Annotated in this window: 28 protein-coding genes and 1 pseudogene; 13 read left to right on the top strand and 16 right to left on the bottom strand. The window is 73.7% G+C overall.

Annotation, left to right across the window (positions count from 1 at the left end; genetic code table 11):
- Positions 1-69: 69 nt before the first annotated feature.
- Positions 70-498, top strand: coding sequence for an OsmC family protein (locus ACY34I_RS30675; protein ID WP_148799301.1), 429 nt, complete (start codon positions 70-72; stop codon positions 496-498).
- A gap of 6 nt (positions 499-504) precedes the next feature.
- On the opposite strand, the gene ACY34I_RS30670 is transcribed toward ACY34I_RS30675, so the two are convergent.
- Positions 505-1,455 (bottom strand): endonuclease/exonuclease/phosphatase family protein, encoded by a 951-nt coding sequence (locus ACY34I_RS30670; RefSeq protein WP_462758542.1) that lies wholly within the window; start codon positions 1,453-1,455, stop codon positions 505-507.
- Positions 1,456-1,786: 331 nt separating this feature from the next.
- Here ACY34I_RS30670 and ACY34I_RS30665 point away from each other — a divergent pair, with 331 nt between their 5' ends.
- Complete coding sequence (locus tag ACY34I_RS30665) at positions 1,787-2,620, top strand: hypothetical protein (RefSeq protein WP_462758540.1); 834 nt, start codon at positions 1,787-1,789, stop codon at positions 2,618-2,620.
- A gap of 7 nt (positions 2,621-2,627) precedes the next feature.
- Here the strand turns inward: ACY34I_RS30665 and ACY34I_RS30660 are convergent, their stop codons facing one another.
- From ACY34I_RS30660 to ACY34I_RS30640, 5 genes are all read right to left on the bottom strand, one after another.
- Entirely contained in the window at positions 2,628-3,149 is a 522-nt protein-coding gene (locus tag ACY34I_RS30660) for an ATPase (protein ID WP_462758538.1), read from the bottom strand.
- A 104-nt stretch (positions 3,150-3,253) separates the two neighbouring features.
- Positions 3,254-3,700: a response regulator gene (locus tag ACY34I_RS30655; protein WP_148799297.1), complete on the bottom strand. Its 447-nt coding sequence runs from the start codon at positions 3,698-3,700 to the stop codon at positions 3,254-3,256.
- A gap of 70 nt (positions 3,701-3,770) precedes the next feature.
- Positions 3,771-4,118, bottom strand: a complete 348-nt coding sequence (locus tag ACY34I_RS30650) for an STAS domain-containing protein (RefSeq protein WP_148799295.1) — start codon at positions 4,116-4,118, stop codon at positions 3,771-3,773.
- An 88-nt stretch (positions 4,119-4,206) separates the two neighbouring features.
- Positions 4,207-4,404, bottom strand: a complete 198-nt coding sequence (locus tag ACY34I_RS30645; RefSeq protein ID WP_462758536.1) for a hypothetical protein — start codon at positions 4,402-4,404, stop codon at positions 4,207-4,209.
- A gap of 59 nt (positions 4,405-4,463) precedes the next feature.
- Complete coding sequence (locus ACY34I_RS30640; protein ID WP_148799293.1) at positions 4,464-4,778, bottom strand: hypothetical protein; 315 nt, start codon at positions 4,776-4,778, stop codon at positions 4,464-4,466.
- Between the two features lie 202 nt (positions 4,779-4,980).
- Between ACY34I_RS30640 and ACY34I_RS30635 the strand changes: the two genes are divergently transcribed.
- The 3 genes from ACY34I_RS30635 (at position 4,981) to ACY34I_RS30625 (ending at position 8,034) form a co-directional block, all read left to right on the top strand.
- Positions 4,981-5,958: a DUF2267 domain-containing protein gene (locus ACY34I_RS30635; RefSeq protein WP_148799292.1), complete on the top strand. Its 978-nt coding sequence runs from the start codon at positions 4,981-4,983 to the stop codon at positions 5,956-5,958.
- 65 nt (positions 5,959-6,023) lie between these two features.
- On the top strand, positions 6,024-6,815 hold the full coding sequence (locus ACY34I_RS30630; protein ID WP_462758535.1) for a spermidine synthase: 792 nt from the start codon (positions 6,024-6,026) through the stop codon (positions 6,813-6,815).
- 43 nt (positions 6,816-6,858) lie between these two features.
- Complete coding sequence (locus ACY34I_RS30625) at positions 6,859-8,034, top strand: AI-2E family transporter (protein ID WP_462758534.1); 1,176 nt, start codon at positions 6,859-6,861, stop codon at positions 8,032-8,034.
- A 61-nt stretch (positions 8,035-8,095) separates the two neighbouring features.
- On the opposite strand, the gene ACY34I_RS30620 is transcribed toward ACY34I_RS30625, so the two are convergent.
- Positions 8,096-9,394, bottom strand: a complete 1,299-nt coding sequence (locus tag ACY34I_RS30620) for an NAD(P)/FAD-dependent oxidoreductase (RefSeq protein WP_462758533.1) — start codon at positions 9,392-9,394, stop codon at positions 8,096-8,098.
- A 215-nt stretch (positions 9,395-9,609) separates the two neighbouring features.
- Here ACY34I_RS30620 and ACY34I_RS30615 point away from each other — a divergent pair, with 215 nt between their 5' ends.
- From ACY34I_RS30615 to ACY34I_RS30600, 4 genes are all read left to right on the top strand, one after another.
- A complete protein-coding gene (locus ACY34I_RS30615) occupies positions 9,610-11,226 on the top strand; it encodes a hypothetical protein (protein WP_462758532.1) in 1,617 nt (538 codons plus the stop codon).
- Positions 11,227-11,259: 33 nt separating this feature from the next.
- The gene (locus tag ACY34I_RS30610; protein WP_462758530.1) at positions 11,260-12,711 is read left to right on the top strand and encodes a M20/M25/M40 family metallo-hydrolase; all 1,452 of its coding nucleotides are present in this window, start codon (positions 11,260-11,262) and stop codon (positions 12,709-12,711) included.
- Between the two features lie 82 nt (positions 12,712-12,793).
- Positions 12,794-13,405 (top strand): 30S ribosomal protein S4, encoded by a 612-nt coding sequence (rpsD, locus tag ACY34I_RS30605; protein WP_462758529.1) that lies wholly within the window; start codon positions 12,794-12,796, stop codon positions 13,403-13,405.
- Positions 13,402-13,560 carry a hypothetical protein gene (locus ACY34I_RS30600; protein ID WP_462758528.1) on the top strand — a complete coding sequence of 53 codons (159 nt, stop codon included), beginning with the start codon at positions 13,402-13,404 and terminating at the stop codon, positions 13,558-13,560. Before rpsD ends, ACY34I_RS30600 begins: the two co-directional genes overlap by 4 nt.
- Positions 13,561-13,706: 146 nt before the next feature.
- On the opposite strand, the gene ACY34I_RS30595 is transcribed toward ACY34I_RS30600, so the two are convergent.
- Positions 13,707-14,240 (bottom strand): GNAT family N-acetyltransferase, encoded by a 534-nt coding sequence (locus tag ACY34I_RS30595; RefSeq protein WP_462758527.1) that lies wholly within the window; start codon positions 14,238-14,240, stop codon positions 13,707-13,709.
- Between the two features lie 358 nt (positions 14,241-14,598).
- Here ACY34I_RS30595 and ACY34I_RS30590 point away from each other — a divergent pair, with 358 nt between their 5' ends.
- Entirely contained in the window at positions 14,599-15,822 is a 1,224-nt protein-coding gene (locus ACY34I_RS30590) for an MFS transporter (protein ID WP_462758525.1), read from the top strand.
- Positions 15,823-15,989: 167 nt separating this feature from the next.
- Here ACY34I_RS30590 and ACY34I_RS30585 read toward each other — a convergent pair whose 3' ends face one another.
- From ACY34I_RS30585 to ACY34I_RS30570, 4 genes are all read right to left on the bottom strand, one after another.
- Complete coding sequence (locus ACY34I_RS30585) at positions 15,990-16,283, bottom strand: DUF6510 family protein (RefSeq protein ID WP_148799274.1); 294 nt, start codon at positions 16,281-16,283, stop codon at positions 15,990-15,992.
- A gap of 13 nt (positions 16,284-16,296) precedes the next feature.
- A complete protein-coding gene (locus ACY34I_RS30580) occupies positions 16,297-17,058 on the bottom strand; it encodes a ferredoxin reductase (protein ID WP_462758524.1) in 762 nt (253 codons plus the stop codon).
- A 1-nt stretch (position 17,059) separates the two neighbouring features.
- On the bottom strand, positions 17,060-17,650 hold the full coding sequence (locus ACY34I_RS30575) for a sulfite oxidase-like oxidoreductase (protein WP_462758573.1): 591 nt from the start codon (positions 17,648-17,650) through the stop codon (positions 17,060-17,062).
- Between the two features lie 103 nt (positions 17,651-17,753).
- Positions 17,754-18,773, bottom strand: coding sequence for a TerC family protein (locus tag ACY34I_RS30570; RefSeq protein WP_462758523.1), 1,020 nt, complete (start codon positions 18,771-18,773; stop codon positions 17,754-17,756).
- Between the two features lie 212 nt (positions 18,774-18,985).
- Here ACY34I_RS30570 and ACY34I_RS30565 point away from each other — a divergent pair, with 212 nt between their 5' ends.
- Complete coding sequence (locus ACY34I_RS30565) at positions 18,986-20,167, top strand: CaiB/BaiF CoA transferase family protein (protein ID WP_462758522.1); 1,182 nt, start codon at positions 18,986-18,988, stop codon at positions 20,165-20,167.
- Positions 20,168-20,179: 12 nt separating this feature from the next.
- On the opposite strand, the gene ACY34I_RS30560 is transcribed toward ACY34I_RS30565, so the two are convergent.
- Positions 20,180-20,587, bottom strand: coding sequence for a DUF2267 domain-containing protein (locus ACY34I_RS30560; protein WP_462758521.1), 408 nt, complete (start codon positions 20,585-20,587; stop codon positions 20,180-20,182).
- Positions 20,588-20,737: 150 nt separating this feature from the next.
- Here ACY34I_RS30560 and ACY34I_RS30555 point away from each other — a divergent pair, with 150 nt between their 5' ends.
- Together ACY34I_RS30555 and ACY34I_RS30550 are read left to right on the top strand one after the other, a co-directional pair.
- The gene (locus ACY34I_RS30555; RefSeq protein ID WP_148799262.1) at positions 20,738-21,007 is read left to right on the top strand and encodes a DUF2795 domain-containing protein; all 270 of its coding nucleotides are present in this window, start codon (positions 20,738-20,740) and stop codon (positions 21,005-21,007) included.
- A 56-nt stretch (positions 21,008-21,063) separates the two neighbouring features.
- Complete coding sequence (locus ACY34I_RS30550) at positions 21,064-21,675, top strand: DUF1345 domain-containing protein (protein WP_462758520.1); 612 nt, start codon at positions 21,064-21,066, stop codon at positions 21,673-21,675.
- A 213-nt stretch (positions 21,676-21,888) separates the two neighbouring features.
- Here ACY34I_RS30550 and ACY34I_RS30545 read toward each other — a convergent pair whose 3' ends face one another.
- The 3 genes and pseudogenes from ACY34I_RS30545 to ACY34I_RS30535 all read right to left on the bottom strand — a co-directional run.
- Positions 21,889-22,554, bottom strand: coding sequence for a hypothetical protein (locus ACY34I_RS30545; protein ID WP_462758519.1), 666 nt, complete (start codon positions 22,552-22,554; stop codon positions 21,889-21,891).
- 31 nt (positions 22,555-22,585) lie between these two features.
- Positions 22,586-23,557, bottom strand: a complete 972-nt coding sequence (locus ACY34I_RS30540) for a pirin family protein (RefSeq protein ID WP_462758518.1) — start codon at positions 23,555-23,557, stop codon at positions 22,586-22,588.
- A gap of 598 nt (positions 23,558-24,155) precedes the next feature.
- A pseudogene (locus ACY34I_RS30535) lies at positions 24,156-24,345 on the bottom strand (hypothetical protein); the annotation flags it as partial.

Raw genomic sequence — 24,345 nt, 5'->3', positions numbered from 1 at the left:
GCGCGTTCCGGGCCGGTTTCGCCGGGCGGCGGCCGGGTAGCCGGGCGGGTGAGCGACGGGAGGAACGCGATGTCGGATCCGAGTTCCGGGCTGCACGAGAAGGCCACGGCGACCGCCGCGGGCGGTCACGTACGCACCGACGACGGCGGGCTCTCCACGGCCCTGGCGTCCCCGCTGGCGCCGCACTGCACCGGGCTGACCCCGGAACAGCTGCTCGCCGCCGCGTTCGCGTCCTGCCTGCACCACGCGGCGGTGGAGGCGGCCGCCGAGATCACCGACGAGGCGCACACCGTCGAGGTGACCGCAGAGGCGAGGCTCGGCCGCGACGACGACGGCCGGTACCGGGCCGACGTGCACGCCGAGATCTCCTCCGCCGGCCTGACCCGCGAGCAGTTGGCCGACCTGGTGGTGCACGCTGACCGGCTGTGGCCGTTCTCCAGCGGCGACAACAGCCGGCACCGGCTGACCGTCACGCCGGCGGACGGCGGCCGGCACTGACCGCTCTCACCAGCGGAAGCCGGCGGTCACCGCCCGGTGGTCACTGTCCGGAGTCTGCAGCACCCCGGCCGCGGTGGGGGTCAACCCCCGGTAGAGCACGTGGTCGGGGCGGGTCACCGGCAGCTCCGCCGGCCAGGTGAACCCGAAGCCCTGACCGGCGTCGGCCTGCGCGTCGTGCAGCAGCCGGGTGAGCGGCGCGAAGACCCGGTCGGTGGTGGCGGTGTTCAGGTCGCCGAGCACCACCAGCCGGGGGGCCGGGTCGGTCCGGACCATGGCGGCCAGTGCGGCGAGGGTCTCGTCGCGAGTGGCGGTGTGCCCGGCCCGGGCGGAGCCCAGGTGCACCACGTACACCACCAGGTCGCCCTGCGGGGCGGCGACCACGGCCCGCAGCGCCCGGTCCCAGCCCAGGCCGGTGTCCACGCCCACCGAGTCGCGGATCGGCCACCGGCTCCACAGCGCCACCGTCGACACCGCGGCCCGGTGCGGATACCGCTCCCGCAGCGCCGCGTCGACGCGGGAGTCGTCGTCGACCTCCTGGAGCCCGATCAGGTCCGCCTCGGCGCCGGCGAGCGCGCCGACCGTGGCCGCCGGGTCGGGGTTGCCGGAGCGCAGGTTCTGGCTGGCCACCCGGACCGAGGTCGGCCCGGCGCCGGCCGCCGACGGCAGCCAGGCGCTGCCGAAGAGCGCGGCCCACACGACCGCCGGAAGGAGCACGGCCAGCAGCGCCCGCCGGGACCGGCGCAACAGCGCCGCCAGCGCGAGCAGCGGTACGCCCAGACCGAGCAGCGGAGTGACGCTGTCGACGAGGCTGCCCAGGCCGCGTACGTTGGGCACCGCCCGGTGGCCGGCGAGCAGCACGGCGAGCAGCACGGCGAGGAGGCTGACCAACAATCCCCGCCGGCCGGGACGACCGGTGGGGTCACCGGCGGCCCGCTCATCCACCATCTGCTCCGTCACCGTCCGCATCGTATCGAGCCGGCCCACGCCCCGTGGGCGCGATCCCGGCATACCGCGGCCACGGCCCGCTTGGGCCTCCCGGCTGAAACACGAGCCGCAGGCGGCCGGGCTTGGCATGGGCCGAACGGAGGAGGCACGGTCGAACCATCGCAAAGATGATCATCTGCCGACCTCGTCCTGGTCTTTCCGTTATAACCGACAAATGCGAAAAGAAAGAAGGGCGGCTTTCGTGATCCACCGAGCGTAATGGGCCCGTGGATCATGGCAAATTGTGGCGCATGCCACCAATCACCCTGGTGGCAACCGGCGCGAAGGTCTCTAACCTCTCCGGGTGCACCCCGACGACCCCTCGCAGCAGAACCTGACCGAGACGTGCGTCTGTGGCCTGACGACCGACGGCGCATCGGCCGAACGGAGGAGCGGACGGCATCGGGCCGCGCCGCGCCGTCGCGGCCCGCTCCGGTCGACGCCCGCCCGGGTCGCGCTGGCCGCCGGCGTGACCTGCTGTCTCGGCCTGATCGGCTTCGTCGGCGTCCAGGACACCGGCCAGCGGCACGAGCCCGTCCGGGAGGTGCTGACCGACCGCGCCGCCACGGAGCAGCGCGCCTCCCGGGACTTCACCCGGACGGCGCCGCCCGTCGCCGTGCCGGTCACCCCGGTCCCGGTCGCCACGCCCAGCCCGACCCCGACGAAGAAGAAGACGCCGAAGAAGCCGACCAAGCCCAAGCGCCCCCGCCCGGTCGCCGGACTCGACCAGCTCCAGATGGACAACGCCAAGGTGATCGTCGACGTCGGCCGGGCCATGAAGCTGCCGCGCCGGGCGCTCGTCATCGCCGTCGCCACGGCCATGCAGGAGAGCAACCTCTACAACCTCGCGAGCGACGTGCTGCCCGAGTCCTACGACTACCCGCACCAGGGCAGCGGGTCCGACCACGACTCGGTCGGGCTGTTCCAGCAGCGGCCGAGCAGCGGCTGGGGCACGGTCGCCGAGCTGATGCGGCCGGCGTACGCGGCCCGCGCCTTCTTCACCGCGCTCAACGAGGTGCCCGGCTGGGCGGACCTGAGCCTCACCCAGGCCGCCCAGGCCGTGCAGGTGTCCGCCTTCCCCGACGCGTACGCCCAGCACGAGGAACGGGCCACCACGGTGGTCGCGGCCCTGGTCTGAGCAGCGCTCAGGCGGCGCTCCGCTCGGCCGGCCCGGGACCGCCCGCGCCGACCCGGGTCGCCGGCACCCCGGCGGCGGCGGTCGGGGTGTCCGCCGGCACCACGTCGCCGGGTGCCCCGGCCAGAATCTCCTCCACCTGGGCCGCGCGCCGCCGGCGGGCCAGCAGCGCCGCCTCGAAGTCCCGGCGCGCCCGCACCGCCTCGGCGTACGCCTGCTCGCGCACCTGGCGGGCCTCCTGCCGGGCGGCCTCCAACTCGCTGCGGGCCTCGGCCAGCAGCTCCGCCGCCTCCCGCTCCACCGCCGACGCCCCGGCCCGCACGGCGGCCACGTCGACCTCGACCGGCGCGGTGCGCCGGTGCAGGAAATCGCAGAGCTGCGTCGCCTCCTGCCGGATCTGGTCCCACTCGCGGCCGGCGCCGCCCGCGCTCTCCGCGCGGGCCGCGAGCCGGACCAACCGGATCGCCAGCTCGTCCAGGCAGGCGTCCACCTGCCGCTGGTCGTAGCCGGCCTCAACGACCGAGAACCTCATTCTGTCGCCCCCCAGGCAGCTGGTGTCACGTCCCCACCTGCCGATCCTGCGGGCTGCCGGCCGCCGCCGCGGCGGTTCCGAAAAAATGTTCAGTATCCGCGCGCTCAGGGGCGCTTGGGGAGGACGACCACCCGGCCGAAGAACTCGTCGATGCGGTGCACCACGTCGTTGAAGGCGTCCAGGTCCATCGGCTTCGTCACGTACGCGTTGGCCTGGAGGGTGTAGCTGCCGAGAATGTCGGTGTCGGCGTTGGAGGTGGTCAGCACGACGATCGGGATGGTTCGGAGGTCCTCGTCCCCCTTGACCGCGCCGAGCACCTGCCGCCCGTCCATCCGGGGCATGTTGAGGTCGAGCAGGATCATGTCCGGACGCCGGGCCTCGGTGTGCCGGCCCTCGCGCCGGAGGAACTCCATCGCCTCCTGGCCGTCGTTGACCACGTCGATGACCTTGTCGACGTCCGAGTCCACCAGGGCTTCCTCGATCATCAGGACGTCACCCGGGTCGTCGTCCACCACGAGAATGCGAACAGGGTTCGAGGTGCCTGGACCCATTACCTACCTGCTTCGTCTCGACTGCGGAACGGGACCGCGCGGGTCACCCATGGCGGGGAAATCTATCCGATCACGGGCCGGACGACGAGGCCGGGCCGGAGACGTCCGCCTCGTACCGCAGCAGCTCGGCCACCCCGGTCACCTGGAGCACCCGGGCCACCCGGCCGGTCGCCCCGGTGATGCGCAACCAGCCACCCTCGGCCGCGGCACGGTTGTCGCCGCGCACGAAGGCCGCGATGCCCGACGAGTCGCAGAAGGTCAGCTCGCTGAGGTCCACCAGCAGCTCCCGCTGCCCGTCGGCGGCCAGCCGGTCGATGGCGGCGTTGAGCTCCGGAGCGGTGCTCAGGTCGAGCTCGCCGGCGAGCCGGAGGTGGGCCGCACCCCCGTCCCGCTGGGCGTACGTGACGGTGAACGTCACCGGGGCCCCCTCCTCGCTCAACCAGCGGCGGACGTTTGCAGTGCAGCAAGTGTACGCAGGTTCGCCGCCGGCGCCCGCATCCGACCGGTCACCGCTCCGGCCGCGCCGCCAGCTCGTCGACCAGCCCACAGGCCCGGTCGAGGCAGCGCGCCGTCCGGGGAACGTCGGGGCGCCGCCGTCCATAGTGGCTGAGGGTGCGGCCGACCGCACCGGCCGGCTCGGGTGAGCTGGGTCGGGCGGCGGTCCCGGTGACCGACGAGACCCGCGACGCGGGTTGAGTGGCCACCCGGAGACAGGGGTGGCCCCCGACCCTGGGACCAGGGGCCGGGGGCCGGGGAGGGTGGCTCAGGCCGCGGTGACCGGTTGCAGCCGCGGACCGGCTTCCCGCAGCTCGCCGAGCGTGGGGGACTCGGCGTCCTCGGGTGCGCCGGTGTCGGGCGTCTGGAAGAGATAGCGGACGAATGTCCCAGCCGCGTCGTTGTCGTCCGCACCGGGCCACTGCCCCACACAGTCGACGCCGACGACCTCGCGACCGGTGCCGTCGGCCTCCTCAAGGAGCGCCCACAGGGTGACCGGGTAACAGCGGGTGGTTTCCGGGCTGACCTGCCACCGGGCGTACCAGCCGGGTCGGGCGGGAACGATCTCGGCGATCCTCTTCATGGCGACCTTCCCTTCCGCGTGCGTCGGAAGTCTTTCGGTCCATCCCGATCGTGGAACCGCACCGGGTGAGCGACCCTCACCCCCAGCGAATGAAGCTCGTCGGCCAGCCCGGCCGGCCGCCGGAACGCCCCCGTTTCCTTCCTGGGAGCACCGGGAAGGCGGGCGGCGGAAGGCGCAACCCGAAGAGGAACGAGGTGCGACGATGCGCAAGCAGATGGAGGGCGACAACCAGCGCCGCCGGACCCTGGCCCGGGAGGCCCGGGAACGCGGCCGGCGGCCGAGCCAGACCGGCGCCAGCCTGAGCGCGTCCAAGCAGATCACCTCGCTGGACCAGCGCGAACGGTCCGGGCCGGCGCCGGCCGGGCGCCACAAGCCGGACACCACCCGGGGCGGTCCCGCGCCCCCGCCGGGCGGTGTGCCGGAGCGTCCCCGGCCCCTGCCGGAGCGGACCCCGGAGGCCCCGGGGGTAACCACGGTGGGCTACCGGGATCTGGTCGACAACGTCAGCCGGCGCGCGGGGGTGGACTTCTCCACCGCCAAGGTCGCGGCGGAGGCGACCGTGCTCGCGCTGGCCTGGGCGCTCGACGAGGCCGAGCGGGAACGGCTGCTCGCGGCGGTGCCGGTGAAGCTGCACGACGTGGTGCCGGTGGACGGCATCGGCCGACACCGGGACCTGCCCGGCTTCCTGGCCGAGGTGGGCCGGCGCAGCCGGCTCAGCCCGGAGCAGGCGCGCTACCAGGCCGAGGCGACCCTGGCCGCGTTGGCCGACGCCGACGGTGACCTGGTCGAGTCGCTGCGCGTACCGGACGGGTTGCGGGATCTGCTCGCGCCGCCGGAGCCCGGCGGCGGCCTGGTGGGCCCGACGTCCGCCACCGCGCCGCTGAACGAGCAGGAGCTGCGCGACGCGCTCGCCAGCCTGCCGTACTGGTCCAGCGACCGGCAGTCGCTGGTGCGCACCATCGAGCTGCCGGCCGGCAACCTGGACCGGGTGCTCGACCAGCTCGACCAGCTCCGCGTCGAGACCGGGCGCGGCCCGCAGATCGGCCGACCGGAACCGGACAGCGCCATGATCACCGTACGAAGCCGACCGGTCGACGGGGTGACGGCGCAGGACGTGGACCTGGCCCGGCGGGTCGACGCCGCGATCGACGAGGCGGGCGCCGGCATGAACGCCGGTTGAGCCGCCGCAGGGCCGGCGGGCACCGCGCCCGCCGGCCCCACTCCGTACGGGTACCGTTGCCCGCCGTGGGCAGCGGCGCGGAGGGCCTGGAGATCGTCGTGGACCGGACCCGACCGAGCGGGCGTACCCTGCTCGCGGCCGGGGTCGAGCAGTCCTACGTCGACGTCGCCGACCCGCGTCACCTGCATTTCGAGTACGTCCGGCGGATGGCCGCGGTGGTCGACCTGGCCGCCCCCGCCGGACGTCCGCTGACCGCCCTGCACCTGGGCGGGGGCGCGCTCACCCTGCCGCGCTGGCTGGCCGCCACCCGCCCCGGCTCCACGCAGCGGGTCGTCGAGCGGGAGCCGGCCGTGATCGAACTGGTCCACCGCGAGCTGCCCCCGGTGCCGCCCGAGGTCGCCGTGGAGATCGGGGACGCCCGGGAGGCGGTGGCCGCCGCGCCGGCAGAGGCGTACGACCTGGTGCTCGCCGACGTCTACCGGGCGGCCCGGATGCCCCGGCACGTGGCCAGCGTCGAGTTCGTCGCCGAGGTGGCCCGGGTGCTGCGCCCCGACGGCATCTACCTGGTGAACGTCACCGACCTGCCGCCGCTGGTCTTCTCCCGCACGCAGGTGGCCAACCTGCGCGCCGTCTTCGCCGACGTGTGCCTGATCGCCGACCGACGGATGCTGCGCGGCCGGCGGTACGGCAACCTGGTGCTCGCCGCCGCCCCGCGCCCCGACGGGCTGCCGGTACGCCGGCTCGTGGCCCGCGCCGCGGGGGACCCAGTGCCCGGCAGCGTGCTGCACCGGGCCGCGCTCGACGCGTTCGTCGCCGGCACCCGCCCGGCCACCGACGCCGACCTCACCGAGGACTGACCCGCCGGGGTTTCGCCGCAACCAGGCCGGGTAGGCGCGCCGGATGAGCAACGCCGACGATCGGTCGACGGCCCGGCGCACACTGATCGTCATCGGGCTGGTGCTCGCCACCCTGGTCGCCCTGGCGCTGATTCGGGCGACCCGGCAGGTGCTGATCCTGATCGCCGTCGCGGCGTTCTTCGCGGTGGCCCTGAAGCCGCTGGTCGACCGGCTGGAACGCCGGTTCGTCCGGCGCCGCGCACTGGCCACCCTGCTGGTCTTCGTGGCCGCCTTCGTGCTGGTCGCCGCGCTACTCGCGGCAATCGTGCTGCCGCTCGTCCAGGAGGTGAGCCGGTTCGCCGAACGGGCGCCCGAGCTGCTGCGGGAGACCAAGGCCGGCCAGGGACCGGTCGGCAAGCTGCTGAACCGGTTCCACGTCCTCCAGTACGTCACTTCCCACGCCGGGCAGCTCGAGCAGTACGCCTCCCGGCTGGGCCAACCGGTCCTCGGGGTGCTCCGGGGGGTGGTCGAGACCTTCGCCGGGGTCGCCCTCGTGGTGGTGCTCGCGTACCTGATGGTGCTGGAGGCTCCGAAGATCATCAGGGCGACACTGGCCCTGGCCGGCGACGGCCACGCGGAGCGGCTGCGCCGGATCGGCCGCGAGTCCTCCCGCACCATCACCGGCTACATCAGCGGGAATCTGCTGATCAGCGTGCTCCTCGGCGGGATGACGTTCGTGCTGCTCCTGCTCACCGGGGTGCCGTTCGCCGCGGTGATCGCCCTGCTGGTCGCCCTCGCGGACCTGATCCCGCTGGTCGGGGCGACGATCGGCGCCATTCTCGCCATCGGCGCCGGCTTCCTGAAATCGCCCACCACCGGCGTGGTGGTGCTGGTCTTCTTCATCCTCTATCAGCAGGCGGAGAACCATTTCCTGGCACCGGTGATCATGGCCCGCGCGGTCCGGCTCAACCCGCTCACCGTGCTGGTCAGCGGACTGCTCGCCGCCGAACTGGCCGGCCTGCTCGGCGCCCTGCTGGCCATCCCGGTGGCCGGGATCGTGCAGATCCTGCTCCGCGAGTTCGTCCCCGCCGGCCGGCGTACGCTCCACGCGCCGGCCAACGGCACCGACTCGGCCCCGCCCGGGGCCTCCGGGTCGGCGGGCCGCCGAACCGCCGGAACGGACGGCACAACCGGGCGGCCGCCCGGCGGGCAGGACGCGGGCGAGAAACGACCGGATTGACCAACCCGCCACGCGGGCTGGCGTCGCCGGCCGCCCGGCCCGCCGCCCCGCCCAGTGAGTGTCACCGGCGGCGGACCACCTCGGGCGACTCGCTCTCCAGCGGTACGGCGTTCGCCGGGACCAACCCGAGCTGCACCGCCGGCCGGGGCAGCGTGGCGTCGAGCAGCCAGTCCGCGCCGACCCGGGCCCGGTTGCCCGGCATGGCGAACAGGTGATAGCCGCGGGTGACCGCCTTCGCCGGCAGGCCGGACATCGACACGTTCAGCGGGTTCGCCGCGGCGTCCTTGCCGCCCAGGTCCACCACCCAGCCCAGCTCGTGGTGCTTGTACGGCGTGCGGGTGCCCTGGCCGTACGAGGCGGCGATGTTGCGCGCCGCCAACTTGCCCTGCCGCTGCGCGTGCTGCGCGGTCATGGCGCAGATCTGCCCGGGGCGGCTGGGGTCGGGCACCGCGGCCGCGTCACCGCAGGCGAACACCTCCGGATAACCGGGGACGTTGAGGTACTCGTCCACCACCAGGCGCCCCCGCTCGGTACGCAGGCCCAGCTCGGCGACGAACGGGTCGGGGCGTACCCCGACGCACCAGACCAGGCTGCAGGTCGGGACGTACTCGCCGTCGGTGAGCATGACGCCGTCCGGGGTGGCCTCGGAGACCGAGGTGCCCATCCGGACGTCGACGCCGCGGCGGCGCAGCACCCGGTCGGCGGTGATCGACATCCGCTGGTCCAGCTCGGGCAGCACCTTGGGCGCCACGTCGAGCAGCATCCAGCGCGGACGTACCTTCAGGTGCGGTCGCTGGGCGATGAGCCGATCGGTGAAGAGCTGCCCGTGCGCCGCGACCTCGGTGCCGGTGTAGCCGGCGCCCACCACCACGAAGGTGGTCCGCGCCCGCTGCTCGGCGGGGTCGTCGGTCACCTCGGCCAACTCGATCTGCCGGACCACGTGGTCGTGCAGGTAGAGCGCCTCGGGCAGGCCGCGGAAGCCGTGCGCGTACTCGGTCACCCCCGGGATCGGCAGCAGCTTGTTGACGCTGCCCACGGAGAGCACCAGCCGGTCGTACGCCAGCTGGCCCTCGTCGCCCTCCGGCGACCGGTAGCCGACCCACCGGTTGTGCAGGTCGACCCGGTTCGCCTCGCCGATCACCACCCGGACGCCGTCGAGGGTCCCGGCGAGCGGCACGGAGATCCGGGTCGGTTCGACCACCCCGGCGGCGACCTCGGGCAGCAGCGGCAGATAGAGGAAGTAATCGGTCGTGTTCAGCAGGACGATCTCCGCCCGCTTGCTGGCCAGCCGGCTCAACGTCTTCGCCGCGTGGTAACCGGCGAACCCGGCCCCCACGATCACCACACGAGGTTTCGTCATGCCCATTGCCGTTCCCGTCGACACGCCCGACAAACGTGGGCATCCGGTCCGCGACGGCCGAACACCGTACGGAGGAGTGGCGCACTCGCCCGTACGGCGTGTCAGGGCGGCCCAAGCGACCCATTCTCGGTCGCCGGGGCGCTCCGGGGTACACAGGATCCAGGCCCCGTCGCTACGGTTCCGATGATCAACGCGACGGACGTGAGGAACTTCGCATGGCCATCGAGGCGCCCGAAGCCGCGGACGATCTGGGCACCTGGGCCCGGGCACCCCGCTGGTCGGTGCGGCGCCTGCCCTGGCGGCATCTGCCGCTCGTGGTCCTGCTCGCCGGCTACCTGTCCGCCCGGGTGCGGATCCTGACCGGTTACACCCTCTTCACCGCGCCCGACACCCGCTCGTACGCCCCCCGCCCCGGCGAGGTGCCGATCGACACGTTGTCGTTCACCGGCCATGCACCGCGCCCGTGGGGGGTGCCGCTGCTCTACGCGCTGGTCGGCAGCGACTCGGCCCGGGTGGCCCTGCAGTGGACGATCAGCACCCTGGCCTGGTGCCTGCTGGCCGGTGCCTGCTGGGCGCGGCTGCGCTCACTGCCGGCGCGGATCCTGGCCGTCACCGCGCTGCTCTGCCTGGCCCTGAGCCGGTCGGTCTACTCATGGGACCACGCCCTGCTCTCCGAGTCGCTGTCCATCAGCCTCGGCATCGCCGCGCTGGCGCTGCTCACCATCTGGGTCACGACCCGCTCCCGGGTGGCGCTCGGCGCGCTGGCGCTGGTCGCGTTCTGGTGGACGTTCACCCGGCAGGACGTGCTGCCGTACCTTCTGCTGCTCGTCGTCGTGCTGGCCGGCCACGCGGTGCTGCGGCGGCACCGGTGGCACGCGCTGCTCGCCACCGTGGTGCTGCTCGGCGCGCTCGGCTGGCAGGCCGCCATCGTGCCGGTCGTCGACCACAGCTACCGCTCCTGGGGCAGCGGCCTGAGCCTCTCCGAGGCGACGTTCGTCTACCGCCTGCGGTTCCAGGTGTTGAACAACCCGCAGGTCAAAGCGGCGTACCAGGACGAGTTCGGGATGCCCGGGTGCGCCGGGGCGGAGCAGGTGGCAGCGGGCTCGACCTGGTCGATGGGCCCGTTCATCGAGGCCTACCGGGACTGCCCGGCGCTCAGGGCGTGGGCGGCGCGGGAGCAGGGGTCCGTCGGCTACCGGTACGCGCGGGCCCACCCGAGCGAATACACCGAGCAGGTGCTGTCCGTACTGCCGATCTCGCTGGCCGGCACCGAGGGACGGTACGCCGCCGCCGTGCCGGGCGTACCCGCCGTCCCGGAGAAGCTCTTCTTCCCGGACCGGCACCGGGTGCTGCCCCAGGCGAGCCTGGTCTTCCTGCTGGCGCTCGGCGTCGGCCTGCTGGCCAGGGCGTTCAAGCGGGCCCGCTGGCTGGCGGCGGCCGGTGCGGTGGTCGCGTTGGCGAGCACGGCGAGCGCGGTGGCCGGCATGATGTACTCCGCCGGCGAGTACACCCGCTTCGGGATCCAGGAGGCCGTCCTGCTGCGGGTCGGTCTGGTCATCCTGGCGGCCGCCGCGGTCGAGGCCGTGCTGGCCTGGCTCGCCGACCGGGTCGTCGCGCTGCGCCGCCGAGGGCACGCCACGGCGACCGCCGCACCCGCCACCACGGACCGGCCCCCCACAGACGGCGATCCGGGCGAGGCGGGCGACGCGCCGACGGGCAGCGGACCCCTCCCCGGGGACGGCGACCGACAGCCCGTCGGTGCCGACGGCGGGCCGGCAAGCGGCGACCCGGACGGGATCCGCACCCCAGCACATCCACTCCAGACGATATAGACAAACCTCGCGGTCAACGGCGAGGATGCGCGGATGGGATCGCACGAGACCGCCGGCGACCGGCCCACGAGGTCGACCCGGCGCACCTTCCTGACCGCATCCGCCGCGGCCACCGCCGCCACCGTCGCCGCACCGTTCGCCGCCGCCACGCCGGCCGCCGCCGAGGAGGCGGTCGCGCCGCCCGGCCCCGGCCACCCGGTCCTGCCCCAGCCGCCGGGCCGGGAGCTGTCCGCGCTGCTGCGCGAGGTCGACCGGGACCGGATCGAGGCCACCGTACGCCGGCTCGCCGCCTTCGGCACCCGGCACACCCTCTCCAGCCAGGACGACCCGGTCCGGGGCATCGGCGCGGCCCGGGACTGGATCCACCAGCAGCTCTCCGGATACGCCGCCGCATCGGACGGCCGGATGACCGTCGAGCTCCAGTCGTACGTCCAGCAGCCCGCCTCCCGGATCCCCACCGCCACCCGGATCACCAACGTGGTGGCCACCCTGCGCGGCGACGTCACGCCGAACCGGGTCTACGTGATCACCGGCCACTACGACTCCCGGGCCACCGACGTGATGGACGCGGTGAGCGACGCGCCGGGCGCCGACGACGACGCCTCCGGCGTGGCGGTGGTGATGGAGCTGGCCCGGGTGATGGCCACCCGGCGCACCGAGGCGACCATCGTGTTCGCCGCGGTCGCCGGCGAGGAGCAGAACCTGTACGGCTCGACCTACCTGGCGAAGCAGCTCAAGGCGGCGGGCGTGGACTGCCAGGGCATGGTCAGCAACGACATCGTCGGCAGCAGCACCGCCGACGACGGCACCCGCGACCCGCGAGTTGTCCGACTCTTCGCCGAGGGGGTGCCGACCGCGGAGACCCCGGCCGAGGCGAGCACCCGGCAGTCCGTCGGCGGCGAGAACGACTCCCCGTCCCGGCAGCTCGCCCGGTTCGTCAGCGACGTGGCCGAGAACGGGGCCACCGGGATGCAGGTCCGGGTGGTCTATCGGCGGGACCGCTACCTGCGCGGCAGCGACCACATCTCGTTCCTGCGCGAGGGCTGGCCGGCCGGCCGGTTCACCGAGCCGAACGAGGACTTCGCCCACCAGCACCAGGACGTCCGGGTCGTGGACGGCGTCCAGTACGGGGACCTGCCGGAGTTCTGCGACTTCGACTACATCACCCGGGTGGCCCGGGTGAACGGCGCCACGCTCTGGTCGCTGGCCCAGGCGCCGGGCACCCCGAAGGCGGTCACCATCGTCACCACCAACCTGACCAACGACACCACTCTGCGCTGGCAGCGCGGCACCGAGCCGGACCTCGCCGGCTACGAGGTGGTGTGGCGGGAGACCACCGCGGCCGAGTGGCAGAAGGTGCTCCCGGTCGGTGACGTAACCGAGGTGACCGTCGACCTGTCCAAGGACAACGTCTTCTTCGGCGTCCGGGCGGTGGACCGGGACGGGCACCGCAGCCCGGTCGCCTTCCCGAAGCCGGGCAGCTGAGGGTCACCCGAATCGGGTGGGGCGGCCTCACCCGGTGGCGACGGAGGGTGGACGGACCGCGAGAGCCGAGGGAGGAAACGACATGGCGGTCCGGACCACGGTACGTCCCTCGCCCGAGGACGTGTTCCCGATCCACCCCGCGTACGGCTACCGGATGCGGCGGCAACGGCATCCGGTGGGCGTACGCGGCGGGCCGCGGCCCGCCCCCGGGGGCCCGTGGTTGGACGACATCGCGCGGCACCAGGTACGCGCCCGCTACGAACTGCGGGACCGACAACTCGCCCGGGCCCTGGTGGCGGCCGTCAGCCAACCCGGTGACTCGGCGGAGAACCTGGTCGGCGAGCTGGAGCAGCGGATGGACGCGCTGGTGCACCGCGCGGGCTTCGCCCGCTCCATCAACGAGGCCCGCGACCTGGTCGCGCACAACACGTTCACCGTCGACGGCGGCAAGGTCAACCGGGCCTCGTACCTGGTCCGCCCCGGGCAGACCATCCAGGTCCGGCCGGACCGGCAGTGCCGTGCCCCGGTCGCCGTCGCGGTGGCCGGTCAGGCCGCCGGCGACAGCCCGCCCTACCTGGACGTACGGGCGGACCGGGGCACCGCGACGCTGACCCGGGAGCCGCAGCGCCAGGAGGTGCCGGCGCTGCGGGACGTCCCGCTGGCCGTCAAGTCCATCGGAGGGAACCCGCTATGAGCATGCTGCCGACCGACCGACGGATCGCCAACTACCAGCAGCAGAGCGGCCGTCCGCGGCTCACAGCGCGGCAGCGCCGGCGCGTGGACCACAAGCAGGCGAAGTTGGAGCGGTCGACCGGGCAGCGCCCGCAGGCGCGGGGCCCGGGGCGCTGAGTCGAGCAACAACGGTGGCGGTCGCCGGGACGGCGGCCGCCCCCTCGTGGCTGGCGGGCTCAGGTGGTTGCTGGCCGGGCCAGAGCCCACGCCTCCACGCTGCCGCGGGATCTGGTCCAGTCCGGCCGCCCGCCCGCGCCGGGGCATCAGGCGTGCCCGGGCTCCGGTGCGGTGATCGCCCACCGCTCGTGGTCCCGCCAGGCTCCGTCGATGAAGAGGTAGTCCGGGGAGAAGCCCTCCAACCGGAAGCCGAGGCGGCGGGCCAGCCGCTTCGACGGCTCGTTGCCGGGCTGGATGTTCGCCTCTAGCCGGTGCAGCCCGAGCACGGTGAAGGCGTGCCCGATGACCAGGCGGATCCCGGCCGAGGCGTGCCCGGTGCCGGCGTACGGCAGGAAGGCGGCGTAGCCCAGGTAGCCGCCGCGCAGCGCGCCCATGACGATGCCGCTGATGGTGGCGTACCCGGCGATCCCCCCGGTGGCCACGTCGCAGAACAGGTAACCCGAGCTGTCCCGCCCCCGGATCTTGCGCAGGTACGCGGCGTAAGCCTCGGGGTCATCGGCGGCGGACAGCCACGGGTGGTGCAGCTCGCGGCTGCGCCGGGCGGCCGCGATGAACTCGGCCTCGTCGGCTGGCCGGGGTCGCCGGATGCCCACCCGGCCGTCGGTACGCAGGTATCTCACGGTGCCCCACTCTCGGCCACCGGCCGACCCGCTGTCCAACCGGGGTCGCGCGGCGGATCGAGATCGCCTAGCGTGAGGCCCGACGACGGGAGGTCGGTCATGGCGAAGGTTCTGGTCGGCACGGTGCTGGTTTCCGCTTCGCCGCTGGGGACCGTGTCCTGACCCGAGCCCGGGTTCCCCGGGCCGCCCCCTCGACACCACCCTCTCGCCGCGAAGCGATCAGGTGACCCTGCGCGGGTCCCCCGTCCTGGCGTGCGTACGCCACACATCGCTTCCGAGGGAGATTCCTCGTGTTTCCGGACGACCCGTCCGGGCGCCCCGTCGCGCCCGGACCGCGTACCCCTGCCCGGTGGCCGGCATGACGGCCACCGTTCCTACCGGCCGGCTCGGCCGGGACTTCGTCCACCTCTGGACCGCCAGCGCGGTCTCCAACCTGGGTGACGGCGTCACCCTGGTCGCCGGCCCGCTGCTGGTCGCCTCGCTCACCCCGGACCCGGCCGCGGTGGCCGCCGCGGCCCTCGCCCCGCAGCTGCCCTGGCTGCTGTTCGCCCTGGTCAGCGGGGCGCTCGTGGACCGGTTGGACCGGCGCCGGCTGATCATCGGGGTCAACCTCGGCCGGGGCTTGGTCCTCGCCGCCCTGGCCGGGGCGGTGCTCGCCGGGGTGGCCACCGTGCCGCTGATCTGCCTGGCGTTCTTCCTCGCCGGCGTCGGGGAGACCCTGGCTGACACCGCCGCCGGGGCGCTGCTGCCCTCGGTGGTCCCGCCGGAGCGACTGGAGCAGGCCAACAGCCGCCTCTTCGCCACCTTCGTGATCGGCAACCAGTTCGCCGCGAAGCCGTTCGGGGCGTACCTCTTCGTGGTCGCGGCGGCGCTGCCGTTCGGCTTCGACGCGGCCACCTTCGGGCTGGCCGCGCTGCTGCTGGCCCTGCTGCGCTGGCGGCCGGTCCCGCCCCCGGCCGCCCCGGACGCCGGCCCGAGACGCTCGCTGCGGGCGGACATCGCCGCCGGGGTACGCGCCCTGTGGGGCGTACCGGTGCTGCGGACCCTCGCCGGCTGCATCGCGGTGATGAACGTGGCGTTCTGCGCGGCGTTCGCCGCGTTCGTGCTGTACGCCCGCCAGCGGCTCGGCCTCGCCGAGGTCGGGTACGGGGTGCTGCTGACCGCCGCCGCGCTCGGCGGGCTCGCCGGGAGCACCCTGGCGACCCGGCTGCGGGCCCGGTTCGGCACCCCGACGCTGCTGCGGGCCGGGCTGCTGGTCGAGATCGGGCTTCAGGTCGTGCTGGCCACCACCCGGCAGCCCTGGGTGGCCGGGACCGCCCTCGCGGTGTGGGGGGTGCACGCGATGGTGTGGGGGGTGCTCGTGGTGTCGCTACGGCAGCGCCTCGTGCCGGACCGGCTGCGCGGCCGGGTGAACAGCATCTACTCCCTCGCCGATCTGGGCGGGGCGGCCGTGGGCACGGTGACCGGCGGCCTCGTCGCCCAGCTGACCGGAAGCATCCTGGCGCCGTTCTGGCTGGCCGCGGCCGCGCTGGCGGCGCTCACCACACTGGCCTGGCGGCGCCTGTCGGACACGGCCGGCTGAGCCCCGTCTCCGTTCGCGGACCGGCTCGGCAACCGCGCACGGCTCAGCGTCGGGTCAGCAGCGCCACACCCGCGGCCCGAGGTTCTTGCGGTCACGTCGCCGAGGTGGGCCGGTCGAGCCCCAGGTGATCGCGCCACCTCGGCGATCCGGCCGTGTCCGCACCCGGGCTACAGCGGGCCCGGATGCGGCTGGTCGAGCGGCATCGGCAACTCGAGGACGGTGGCCCCGCGCAGGTCCAGCCAGGCGCGCTCGGGCGCCCGGACCAGCCGCAGCATCACCTGCCCGCAGACCGGGCAGCGGCCCACCAGGCCGGGGGCGTGGGAGAAGACGTGCAGCCCGGCCATCGGGCCGGCCGTGCCGCAGGACGCGCAGCGCCCGGTGGCCGTGCTGAGGTCCACCGCGAAGATCTCCCGCAGCGGCCCGTCCAGCATGTTGCCGTCCAGGTAGGACATGTCGGTCATGCGTCCTCCTCGGTCACCCGGTCGGGCCGAAGCGCTCGGTCTTCACCCGCCGGGTCGGGTGGCCGAGCCCCACCAGCAGGTCCGCCACGGTCTCCACGAAGCCGGTCGGGCCGCAGACGTAGCAGAGCGGATCCAGGTCGGGCGGCCAGCCGTGGGTGTTGACGTCGGCCACGTTGATCCGGTGCGGTTCACCCCGCCAGCTCTCCGGCGCCTGGCGGGTGTACAGGTACGCCACGTCCAAGCCCTGGTCGTCGCGGGCGCGCCGGCGCAACTCCTCGGCGTAGAAGACGTCGTCAGGGGTGCGGACCGAGTAGATCAGCCGGAACGGCGTCCGGCTGCCGGCGGCCCGGCGGGCCCGGACCATCGCCATCAGCGGCACCACCCCGGACCCGCCGGCCACCAGCAGCACCGGCGCGGTCTCCTCGGTACGCCAGACGAACCAGCCGCCGACCGGCCCGCGCACCTCCACCGGGTCACCCTCGGCCCACACGTCGATCAGGTACGGCGACACCTCCCCGTCCGGCACCCGCTGCACGGTCAGCGCGATCCGGCCCGCGTCGGCGGGCTCCGCCAGCGAGTACGACCGGGCCGCCTGGTAGCCGTCGGCGGCGGTGAGCCGGACGTCGACGTGCTGCCCCGGCAGGTGCCCGGGCCAGTCGGGCACGTCCAGGACCAGGGTCTGCGCGGTCGGCGTCTCGGTCCGGCGCTCGGCGAGACGGGCCACCCGCCAGGTCAACGGCGCGGCGACCCGGTTGCCGGCCGGGGGCGCGGACACCTCAGTCGCCCTGGTAGCGCTGCTCGCGCCACGGGTCGCCGTAGTCGTGGTAGCCCGCGGTCTCCCAGAAGCCCGGCTGGTCGTCGACGAGCAGCCGGATGCCCCGCACCCACTTCGCCGACTTCCAGAAGTAGAGGTGCGGCACGAGCAGCCGGGCCGGACCGCCGTGCTCGGCGGGGAGCGGGCCGCCCTCGTACGCGTGCGCCACCCAGGCCCGCCCGCCGCGCAGGTCCTCCAGCGGCAGGTTCGTGGTGTACCCGCCGTACGAGTGTGCCAGCGCGTACCGCGCGTCGGTGTCGATGCCTTCGAGCAGGGTGTCCAGCGAGACGGCCTGCCAGTTGGTGCCGAGCTTGGACCAGCGGGTGACGCAGTGGATGTCCACCGTGGGCGTCTCCTGCGGCAGACCCATCAGCTCGGTCCAGGACCAGCGGAACTCGACGCCGGTCTCGGTGGTGACCACGAACTCCCAGGTGTCCAGCGACACCTTCGGGGTCGGGCCGGCGGAGAGCACCGGCCAGTCCTCGGTGAGGTACTGCCCGGGCGGCAGGGCCGGCTCGGCCGAGCGGGGCCGGCCCTGGAAGCCCGGCGACACGATTCCCACCCGTCAGTCGTACCACCCGACGGGTGGACCGGGCGTGGGGTTCGGCCGGACAGGCCGCGCTGGGTGACCACCGCGGCCGGCCCGCCCGGTGGGCTCAGTGGCGCTCGGCGACGACCCCCGTGTCGCCCGGTTCGCGGTCGCGGGTGGCACGCAGGCTGGTCAGGGTGACCACCACGAGGATGCCGATGATCACGCCGAGCGAGGCGAGGGTCGGGATCTGCGGCACGCCCGGCCAGATGCCGTGCGCCCAGTGCAGGCCGAGCTTGACGCCGATGAAGGCGAGGATGACGGCCAGGCCGTAGCTGAGGTGCACCAACCGGCTCAGCGCGGCGTGCAGCACGAAGTACAGCGCGCGCAGGCCGAGCAGGGCAAACGCGTTGGTGGCGAAGACCAGGTACGGGTCCTCGGTGATGCCGTAGACGGCCGGCACCGAGTCGACGGCGAAGACCACGTCGGTGGCGAACACCGCGACCACCACGAGGGCGAGCGGGGTGAGCGCGCGGCGGCCGTTCTGCCGCACGGTCATCCTGGTGCCCTGGTACTCGTCGACCACCGGCATGACCCGGCGGAGCAGCTTCACCGACCGCATCTTGTTGATGTCGACCTCCTGCTCGTGCCCGGAGAGGGCGTCGCGGAGCAGCTTGACCGCGGTGACGATCAGGATGATCGCGAAGAGCAGGAAGGCGAAGTCCAGGGTCTGCAGGGCGGCGGCGCCGAGCGCGATGAAGACCGCGCGCAGCACCAGCGCGCCGGCAATGCCGTAGAGCAGGACGCGCTGGGCCAGCACCGCGGGCACCGCGAACGCCGCCAGCAACAACATGAAGACGAACAGGTTGTCGACCGAGAGCGACTTCTCCACCAGGTAGCCGGTCAGGTACTGGACGCCCAGTTCAGAGCCGTACCGGGACCAGACCCAGGCGCCGAAGGCCAGCGGCAGAGCGACGTAGAAGGCCGACCAGCCCAGGGCCTCCTTGAGCGACACCTCGTGCGGGCGGCGGGTGACCAGGAAGTCGAGCACCAGCAGGGCGAGCACGCCGGCGATGGTCACCGCCCACAGGGCGGGGGTGCCGACCGTCGACAGTTCGGCCGCGGACAGGTACGACAATTCGGTCATGGAGTCTCCTCGAACACCCTGTCATGTTCGAGGTCTCCTTCACCCACCCTCAGTGGGCAACCACCCGAGGCGCGCCGGGCACGCCGTACTGACCGGAATGGTTCGTGGGAAGTACTCCCCTCGCGCGCTCCAGGTTAGGGCAACCTCAGCTCGACCGCCAAGTCCGGAATCGGATGATTGCCCTGGTCAACCGCTGAGTGTGCCGGCGAGGCATGGTGTCCGGCGGGCCCGCGCCCTATGGTGACGCGGTGACCAACGAGGGCCCGCTCACCGGCGTCCGGGTGATCGAGCTGGCCGGCATCGGCCCCGGCCCGTTCGCCGCGATGATGCTGGCCGACCTCGGCGCGGACGTGGTCCGCGTCGACCGCACCGCCCCGGCCGGCCTCGGCATCCCCGGCGACCTGCTCACCCGCAACCGCCGCTCGCTCGCCGTCGACCTCAAGTCCACGGCGGGACGGGAGGTGGTGCTGGCCCTGGTGGCCGGGGCGGACGCGCTGCTGGAAGGCTTCCGGCCCGGCGTCACCGAGCGGCTCGGCCTCGGCCCCGACAACTGCCTCGCCGTCAACCCCCGACTGGTGTACGGGCGGATGACCGGCTGGGGCCAGGACGGGCCGCTCGCCCCCACCGCCGGCCACGACATCGACTACCTGGCGCTGACCGGCGCGCTGCACGGCGTCGGCCGCGCCGGCGAACGCCCCGTACCGCCGATGAACCTGCTCGGCGACTTCGGTGGCGGCGGGATGATGCTGGCCCTCGGCGTCGTCGCCGCCCTGTACGCGGTCCGCGCCGGCGCGCCCGGACAGGTCGTCGACGCGGCCATCGTGGACGGCGTGTCGGTGCTGGCCACCCAGATCCACGCGCTCCGACGGTCCGGCAGGTGGCAGGACCCACGCGGGGTGAACCTGCTCGACGGCGGCGCACCCTTCTACGACACGTACGAGTGCGCCGACGGGCGGTACCTCGCGGTGGGTGCGCTGGAACCGCAGTTCTACGACGAGCTGGTCCGGCTCACCGGTTTCCCGTTGGACGGCGACGAAGCCCCGGACCGGACCGACCCGGCGAACTGGCCGGCGTTGCGTACGGCGTGGGCGCGACTGTTCCGCACCCGGACCCGGGACGAGTGGGCGGAGCTGCTCGCCGGGTCGGACGCCTGCCTCGCGCCGGTGCTCGACTGGGCGGAGGCACCGGAACACCCCCACCTGGCGGCCCGGGGCGTCTTCGTCGACCACGACGGGGTCACCCAACCGGCGCCCGCGCCACGCTTCTCCGCCACCCCCACCTCCGTACGCCGGAGGCCCCCACACCCCGGTGAGCACACGGACGAACTGCTCGCGGAGGCCGGCTTCGACCCCGACCGGATCGCGGCCCTGCGTGCCGAGGGCACGGTCGCCTGACGGCCACCCGGCTCAGGCGCGCCGCGCCGGGGCCGGCGCGAGCGCCGGCTCCACGATGTCCCGGTAGTCGCGCGGCAACTGCACCGCCACGTCCTGGAACTCCCCGCCGCTGATCGCCTCGCGCAGCGTGGTGAACACGGCCCGGATGGTGTCCCGCGCGGCGTTCTCGTCGACGTCGGCCCGGCGGGCGACCCGGGCCACGAACTCGGCCGCCCCGAACCGTTCCGCCGCCTCGGTACGCGGGTGGGGCTTGAGCATCCGCTGGAGCTCCTTCGGCAGCTGCGCGGCGAGATCCAGCACCTCGCCGCCGGTCAACCGTTCGGCCAGGGTCTCCAACGTGGCCCCGGTCAGCTCCGCCGCCCGCTCCTCGGACGCCCCGGTACGCCGTGCCACGCGGTCGACGAAGGTCAGGTATTGCATCGGTGGTACCCCTTTCGGTGCGCGAACCCGCCTACCCGCCAACGGGCGGCGGAAACGACGCGGATTTTCCGTCGCCCCGTGCGTGACCGGCGGCCCGGCGGGTAACCGCCGCCGGTCGTGACCGCAACCGAGGCGCGAGGAGCCCGACTCATGGCGAGTTACACCGACGTCCTTGACTACCTGTCGGCGCTGGACTATCCGGCCGGGAAGGACGACGTCATCCGGGAGGCCGAACGGGAGGGCGCGCCGCCGGACGTGTTGAAGGCGCTGCGGGCGCTGCCCCCGGTGGACTACGCCAACGGCAACGAGGTGGCCCGCTCGGCGGGCATCGAAGCCGCCCCCGAGGTCGACCGGTCGCAGCGCGCGGCGCAGGCCCGGGACAAGCACCAGCGGGTCTCGCAGCACGTACGCGGCATCTGACCCCCGCCGCGGTGCGCAGCGCACACCCCCATCTGCACGGACACGTTCCGGCTTCCGTGCAGCTCGTCCTCATGGGAGTGGTCGGGGTGGTGTGCGGTGGACTGTGCGCGGCGCTCTTCACCCCGGCGCTCGCCCCGCTGGTGGGCTGGGACGCCGCCGCGCTGAGCTGGCTGGCTCTGGTGTGGGCTCGCCTCGGGCGGCTGGATGCCGACCGGACCGCGCGGCTGGCGGTGTTCGAGGACCCGAACCGCGCGATGCGGGACGTGCTGGTGCTCGGCGCCTGCGTGGCCAGCCTGCTCGCCGTGGGGGTGGTGCTGATCAGCGCGCACGCCCTCCATGGGCTGCCGCTGGACGCGTACGCCGGGCTGGCCGTGCTCAGCGTGGTGGTCTCCTGGTTCGTGGTGCACACCGTCTTCACCATCCGGTACGCCCGGCTCTACTACGCCGGCACGCCGGGCGGGGTGAACTTCCACCAGACGGAACCGCCGTGCTATGCGGACTTCGCCTACCTGGCGTTCACCGTCGGGGCCACGTTCCAGGTCTCCGACACCGACCTGACCAGCTCCGAGATGCGGCGCAGCGTGCTGCGGCACGCACTGCTGGCGTACCTCTTCGGAGCGATCATCATCGCGGCGACCGTCAACCTCGTGGCCAGCCTGACGAAATGAGGGGGGCGACAGGCGGGCGCCCCGGGTCACGAACCGCGACCTGGGGCGCCACGCAACACCTGTCCCTGATGGTCCACGCCCGAACCGGGTCGCGACCGCCAAGCGGTGGATGATCGCCCGAACCGGGCGGGCATCGCTGCCACGATCACCATACAACGCGACGTCAGCCGAACGGGTGACTATCGCAGAATTGTGTCCCGCCACACGGGCCGGTCACCCGGTCAGCTCGGCGTACCGCTTCTCCAGGTCCACCCGGGCCAGTGCACCCACGAGCCAGGCCAGCCGCTCCGACTCGCGTCCGCCGGCCAGCCCGGCCAGGTCGTCGGCGGAACGGCCCAGCCCCAACCGGCGCGCCGCGACGAGCGCCCGCTTGTCGGCCACCGGCGCCACCTCCTGCCACACCGCCTGGACCTCGCGCAGAAACAGGTCGATCACCTGGTCGTCCACTCCGGGCAGGTCACCGAGCAACCGCCGTTCCCGGGCCGGATCCTGCTGCGCCGCCGTCCGCAACCGGCGCAGGTCGCCCCGGTACCGGTCCACCACGGCACGGGCCAGGTCACCGAGCACGGTGGCCAACTGGTCCACGTCGCCGCGCTGCCCCGCCTCGCGCAGCACGCGTACCCGGTCGGTGTGCAACGACCGGGCCAGCCGGGCGGCGCTCTCCCACCCGCTGTCCCGCAGCGCCACCGCGCTGTCGACCGCCTTGCGGTAGTCCCCCCGGCGCGCCAGCAGAACGGACAGGTAGAGCACCTGGAACAGCTGGGCCGGGTTGTTGGTGACCCGGAACCCGTACCGTTCGGCGAACCCCCGCCCGTCCCCGGCGAGCCGGCGGACCAGCCGCTTCTTGTCCTCGATGCTGGAAATCGCACTGGTCGGCATACCCGCGTCTACCCGCGCCGGGGCCGGACATTCAGCCGAGGACACCGCCGCTGCGGTCCCGCGCCTTCAGCCGGGTGGTGGGCAGCGCCGGGGCGGGCAGCGGGGGCGCCGGATCGTCGGCGACCGTGCCAAAACGTCGGCCCGCCATCCAGTCCTCGCGAGCGGCGGCCACCTCCTCGTGCGAGCGGCCCACGAAGTTCCACCACATGACCAGCGGCTCCTCGAACGGCGTACCGCCGAGCAGCAGCAGTCGGCTGCCCGGGGCGGCGCGCAGGGTCAGCGTGGCCCGACCGGAGCCCAGGTAGAGCAGGGCTCCCGGCGCGAACGGCACCCCGTCCACCTCGGCGGAGCCGGACATCGCCAGCAGGCCGTACTCGAAGTCGCGGCGCAGCGGCAGGGTGGCCGGCGCCGGACCGCGGACCTCGAGCTGCGCGCCCACCAGCGGAGTGTGCGCCACGGCCGGGGAACGCTCGCCGCCCACCTCGCCGACCAGCAGCGTCACGTCCAGGTCGCCGTCGCGCCAGCGCGGCAGCTCCGCGTGGTGGGCGAAGTCCGCCCCGCCCGCCCGGGCCGGGTCCGGCAGCGCCACCCAGAGCTGGACGCCATGCATGACCGGCGGGTGCGCCGCCGGCGACCGCTCCGAGTGGGCGATGCCGTGCCCTGAGGTCATCACGTTGAGCTGCCCCGGGCGGATCGGCTGGACGTTGCCCAGACTGTCCCGGTGCAGGATCTCCCCGTCGAGCAGCCAGGTGACAGTCTGCAACCCGGTGTGCGGGTGCGGCGGCACCTCCATGCCGGGCCGCTCGGCGACGTCGTCCGGTCCGAAGTGGTCGACGAAGCACCAGGCGCCCACCATCCGGCGCTGCCGCTGCGGCAGCAGCCGCCGCACCGTGGTGTAACGGCCCAGCGGCACGTCGTGGCCCGGCAGCAGCACACTGCCCGGGTCGACGGGCGCCGCGCCAGGTGGGACGGTCTGCGCCGGCAGTGATTCGGTACGGTCCACCGCCCGACTCTACGCTCAGCTCTCCTCGGCGGTCGCCGGGTTCGCGGCCGGGTCGCCGCTGGGGGTTGCGCTCGTGGGCTTGGCCCGGTCTCTGGTTGCGCTTGTCGGCTACGTCCCGGTCGGTGGTTGCGCTTGTGGGCCGGCGCTGGTTGCGCTTGGGGGCTGGGGGCGAGGGTGACCGGCTCCGGGCGGTCAGGCTTGATCCCTGCGCCGGTCACCCTCGCCCCCAGCCCGTCGTGCGCCTTGCCCACCCGCCGGTCACGGTTCATCCTCCGGTACGAACCCGCGCCGTCTTCCGACGTTGGGCAGTTGCCGTTCACGGCGGACGGGTAACTGCCGCCGGTCGCGGTTCTTGCTCTGGCACGAGCCCGTGCCGTTTTCCGATCTTGGACAGTTTCCGTTCGCGGCAGACGGCAACTTTCAAGATCTCTGGAGACGGCGCGCTCTGGAGACGGCGGCCTCTGGGGACGGCTCTCTCTTGAGGCGGCGCTGCCTGGAGACGGCGCTGTCTGGAGACGCCGCTGGCCGGCACCCGTGTTCGGGTACCGGCCAGCGGCGTTGTGCGTGTTCTTCAATTGGTCTGCTTGGTCAGCTTGGGTCAGCTGTTCCAGTACTGGGCGACCAGGTCGGCGGCCTGCTGTTCCCACTGGGCGTAGGCGTCCGGGTACGCCGACACCTGCACCGTCTGCGCGGCCTTCGTGAGGGGCATGTCCTGCCAGCCGTCGATCTGCTTGAGGCCCTTCTCGAACGCCAGGGTGGCGTACTCGGGGTTGGTGATCTGCTCCGGC

It is taken from the genome of Micromonospora sp. RTBAU3-60, assembly GCF_054963695.1.
This window is presented reverse-complemented; position numbering and strand designations above follow the sequence as displayed.

Coding starts and splice junctions, on each gene's coding strand:
- ACY34I_RS30660 (WP_462758538.1), bottom strand. CDS start 3,149: ATGAGGTTCTCGGTCGTTGAGGCCGGCTACGACCAGCGGCAGGTGGAC.
- ACY34I_RS30565 (WP_462758522.1), top strand. CDS start 18,986: ATGGTGTCCGGCGGGCCCGCGCCCTATGGTGACGCGGTGACCAACGAG.
- ACY34I_RS30620 (WP_462758533.1), bottom strand. CDS start 9,394: ATGACGAAACCTCGTGTGGTGATCGTGGGGGCCGGGTTCGCCGGTTAC.
- ACY34I_RS30570 (WP_462758523.1), bottom strand. CDS start 18,773: ATGACCGAATTGTCGTACCTGTCCGCGGCCGAACTGTCGACGGTCGGC.
- ACY34I_RS30675 (WP_148799301.1), top strand. CDS start 70: ATGTCGGATCCGAGTTCCGGGCTGCACGAGAAGGCCACGGCGACCGCC.
- ACY34I_RS30625 (WP_462758534.1), top strand. CDS start 6,859: ATGAGCAACGCCGACGATCGGTCGACGGCCCGGCGCACACTGATCGTC.
- ACY34I_RS30560 (WP_462758521.1), bottom strand. CDS start 20,587: ATGCAATACCTGACCTTCGTCGACCGCGTGGCACGGCGTACCGGGGCG.
- ACY34I_RS30615 (WP_462758532.1), top strand. CDS start 9,610: ATGGCCATCGAGGCGCCCGAAGCCGCGGACGATCTGGGCACCTGGGCC.
- ACY34I_RS30655 (WP_148799297.1), bottom strand. CDS start 3,700: ATGGGTCCAGGCACCTCGAACCCTGTTCGCATTCTCGTGGTGGACGAC.
- ACY34I_RS30635 (WP_148799292.1), top strand. CDS start 4,981: ATGCGCAAGCAGATGGAGGGCGACAACCAGCGCCGCCGGACCCTGGCC.
- ACY34I_RS30600 (WP_462758528.1), top strand. CDS start 13,402: ATGAGCATGCTGCCGACCGACCGACGGATCGCCAACTACCAGCAGCAG.
- ACY34I_RS30610 (WP_462758530.1), top strand. CDS start 11,260: ATGGGATCGCACGAGACCGCCGGCGACCGGCCCACGAGGTCGACCCGG.
- ACY34I_RS30590 (WP_462758525.1), top strand. CDS start 14,599: ATGACGGCCACCGTTCCTACCGGCCGGCTCGGCCGGGACTTCGTCCAC.
- ACY34I_RS30545 (WP_462758519.1), bottom strand. CDS start 22,554: ATGCCGACCAGTGCGATTTCCAGCATCGAGGACAAGAAGCGGCTGGTC.
- ACY34I_RS30555 (WP_148799262.1), top strand. CDS start 20,738: ATGGCGAGTTACACCGACGTCCTTGACTACCTGTCGGCGCTGGACTAT.
- ACY34I_RS30585 (WP_148799274.1), bottom strand. CDS start 16,283: ATGACCGACATGTCCTACCTGGACGGCAACATGCTGGACGGGCCGCTG.
- ACY34I_RS30640 (WP_148799293.1), bottom strand. CDS start 4,778: ATGAAGAGGATCGCCGAGATCGTTCCCGCCCGACCCGGCTGGTACGCC.
- rpsD (WP_462758529.1), top strand. CDS start 12,794: ATGGCGGTCCGGACCACGGTACGTCCCTCGCCCGAGGACGTGTTCCCG.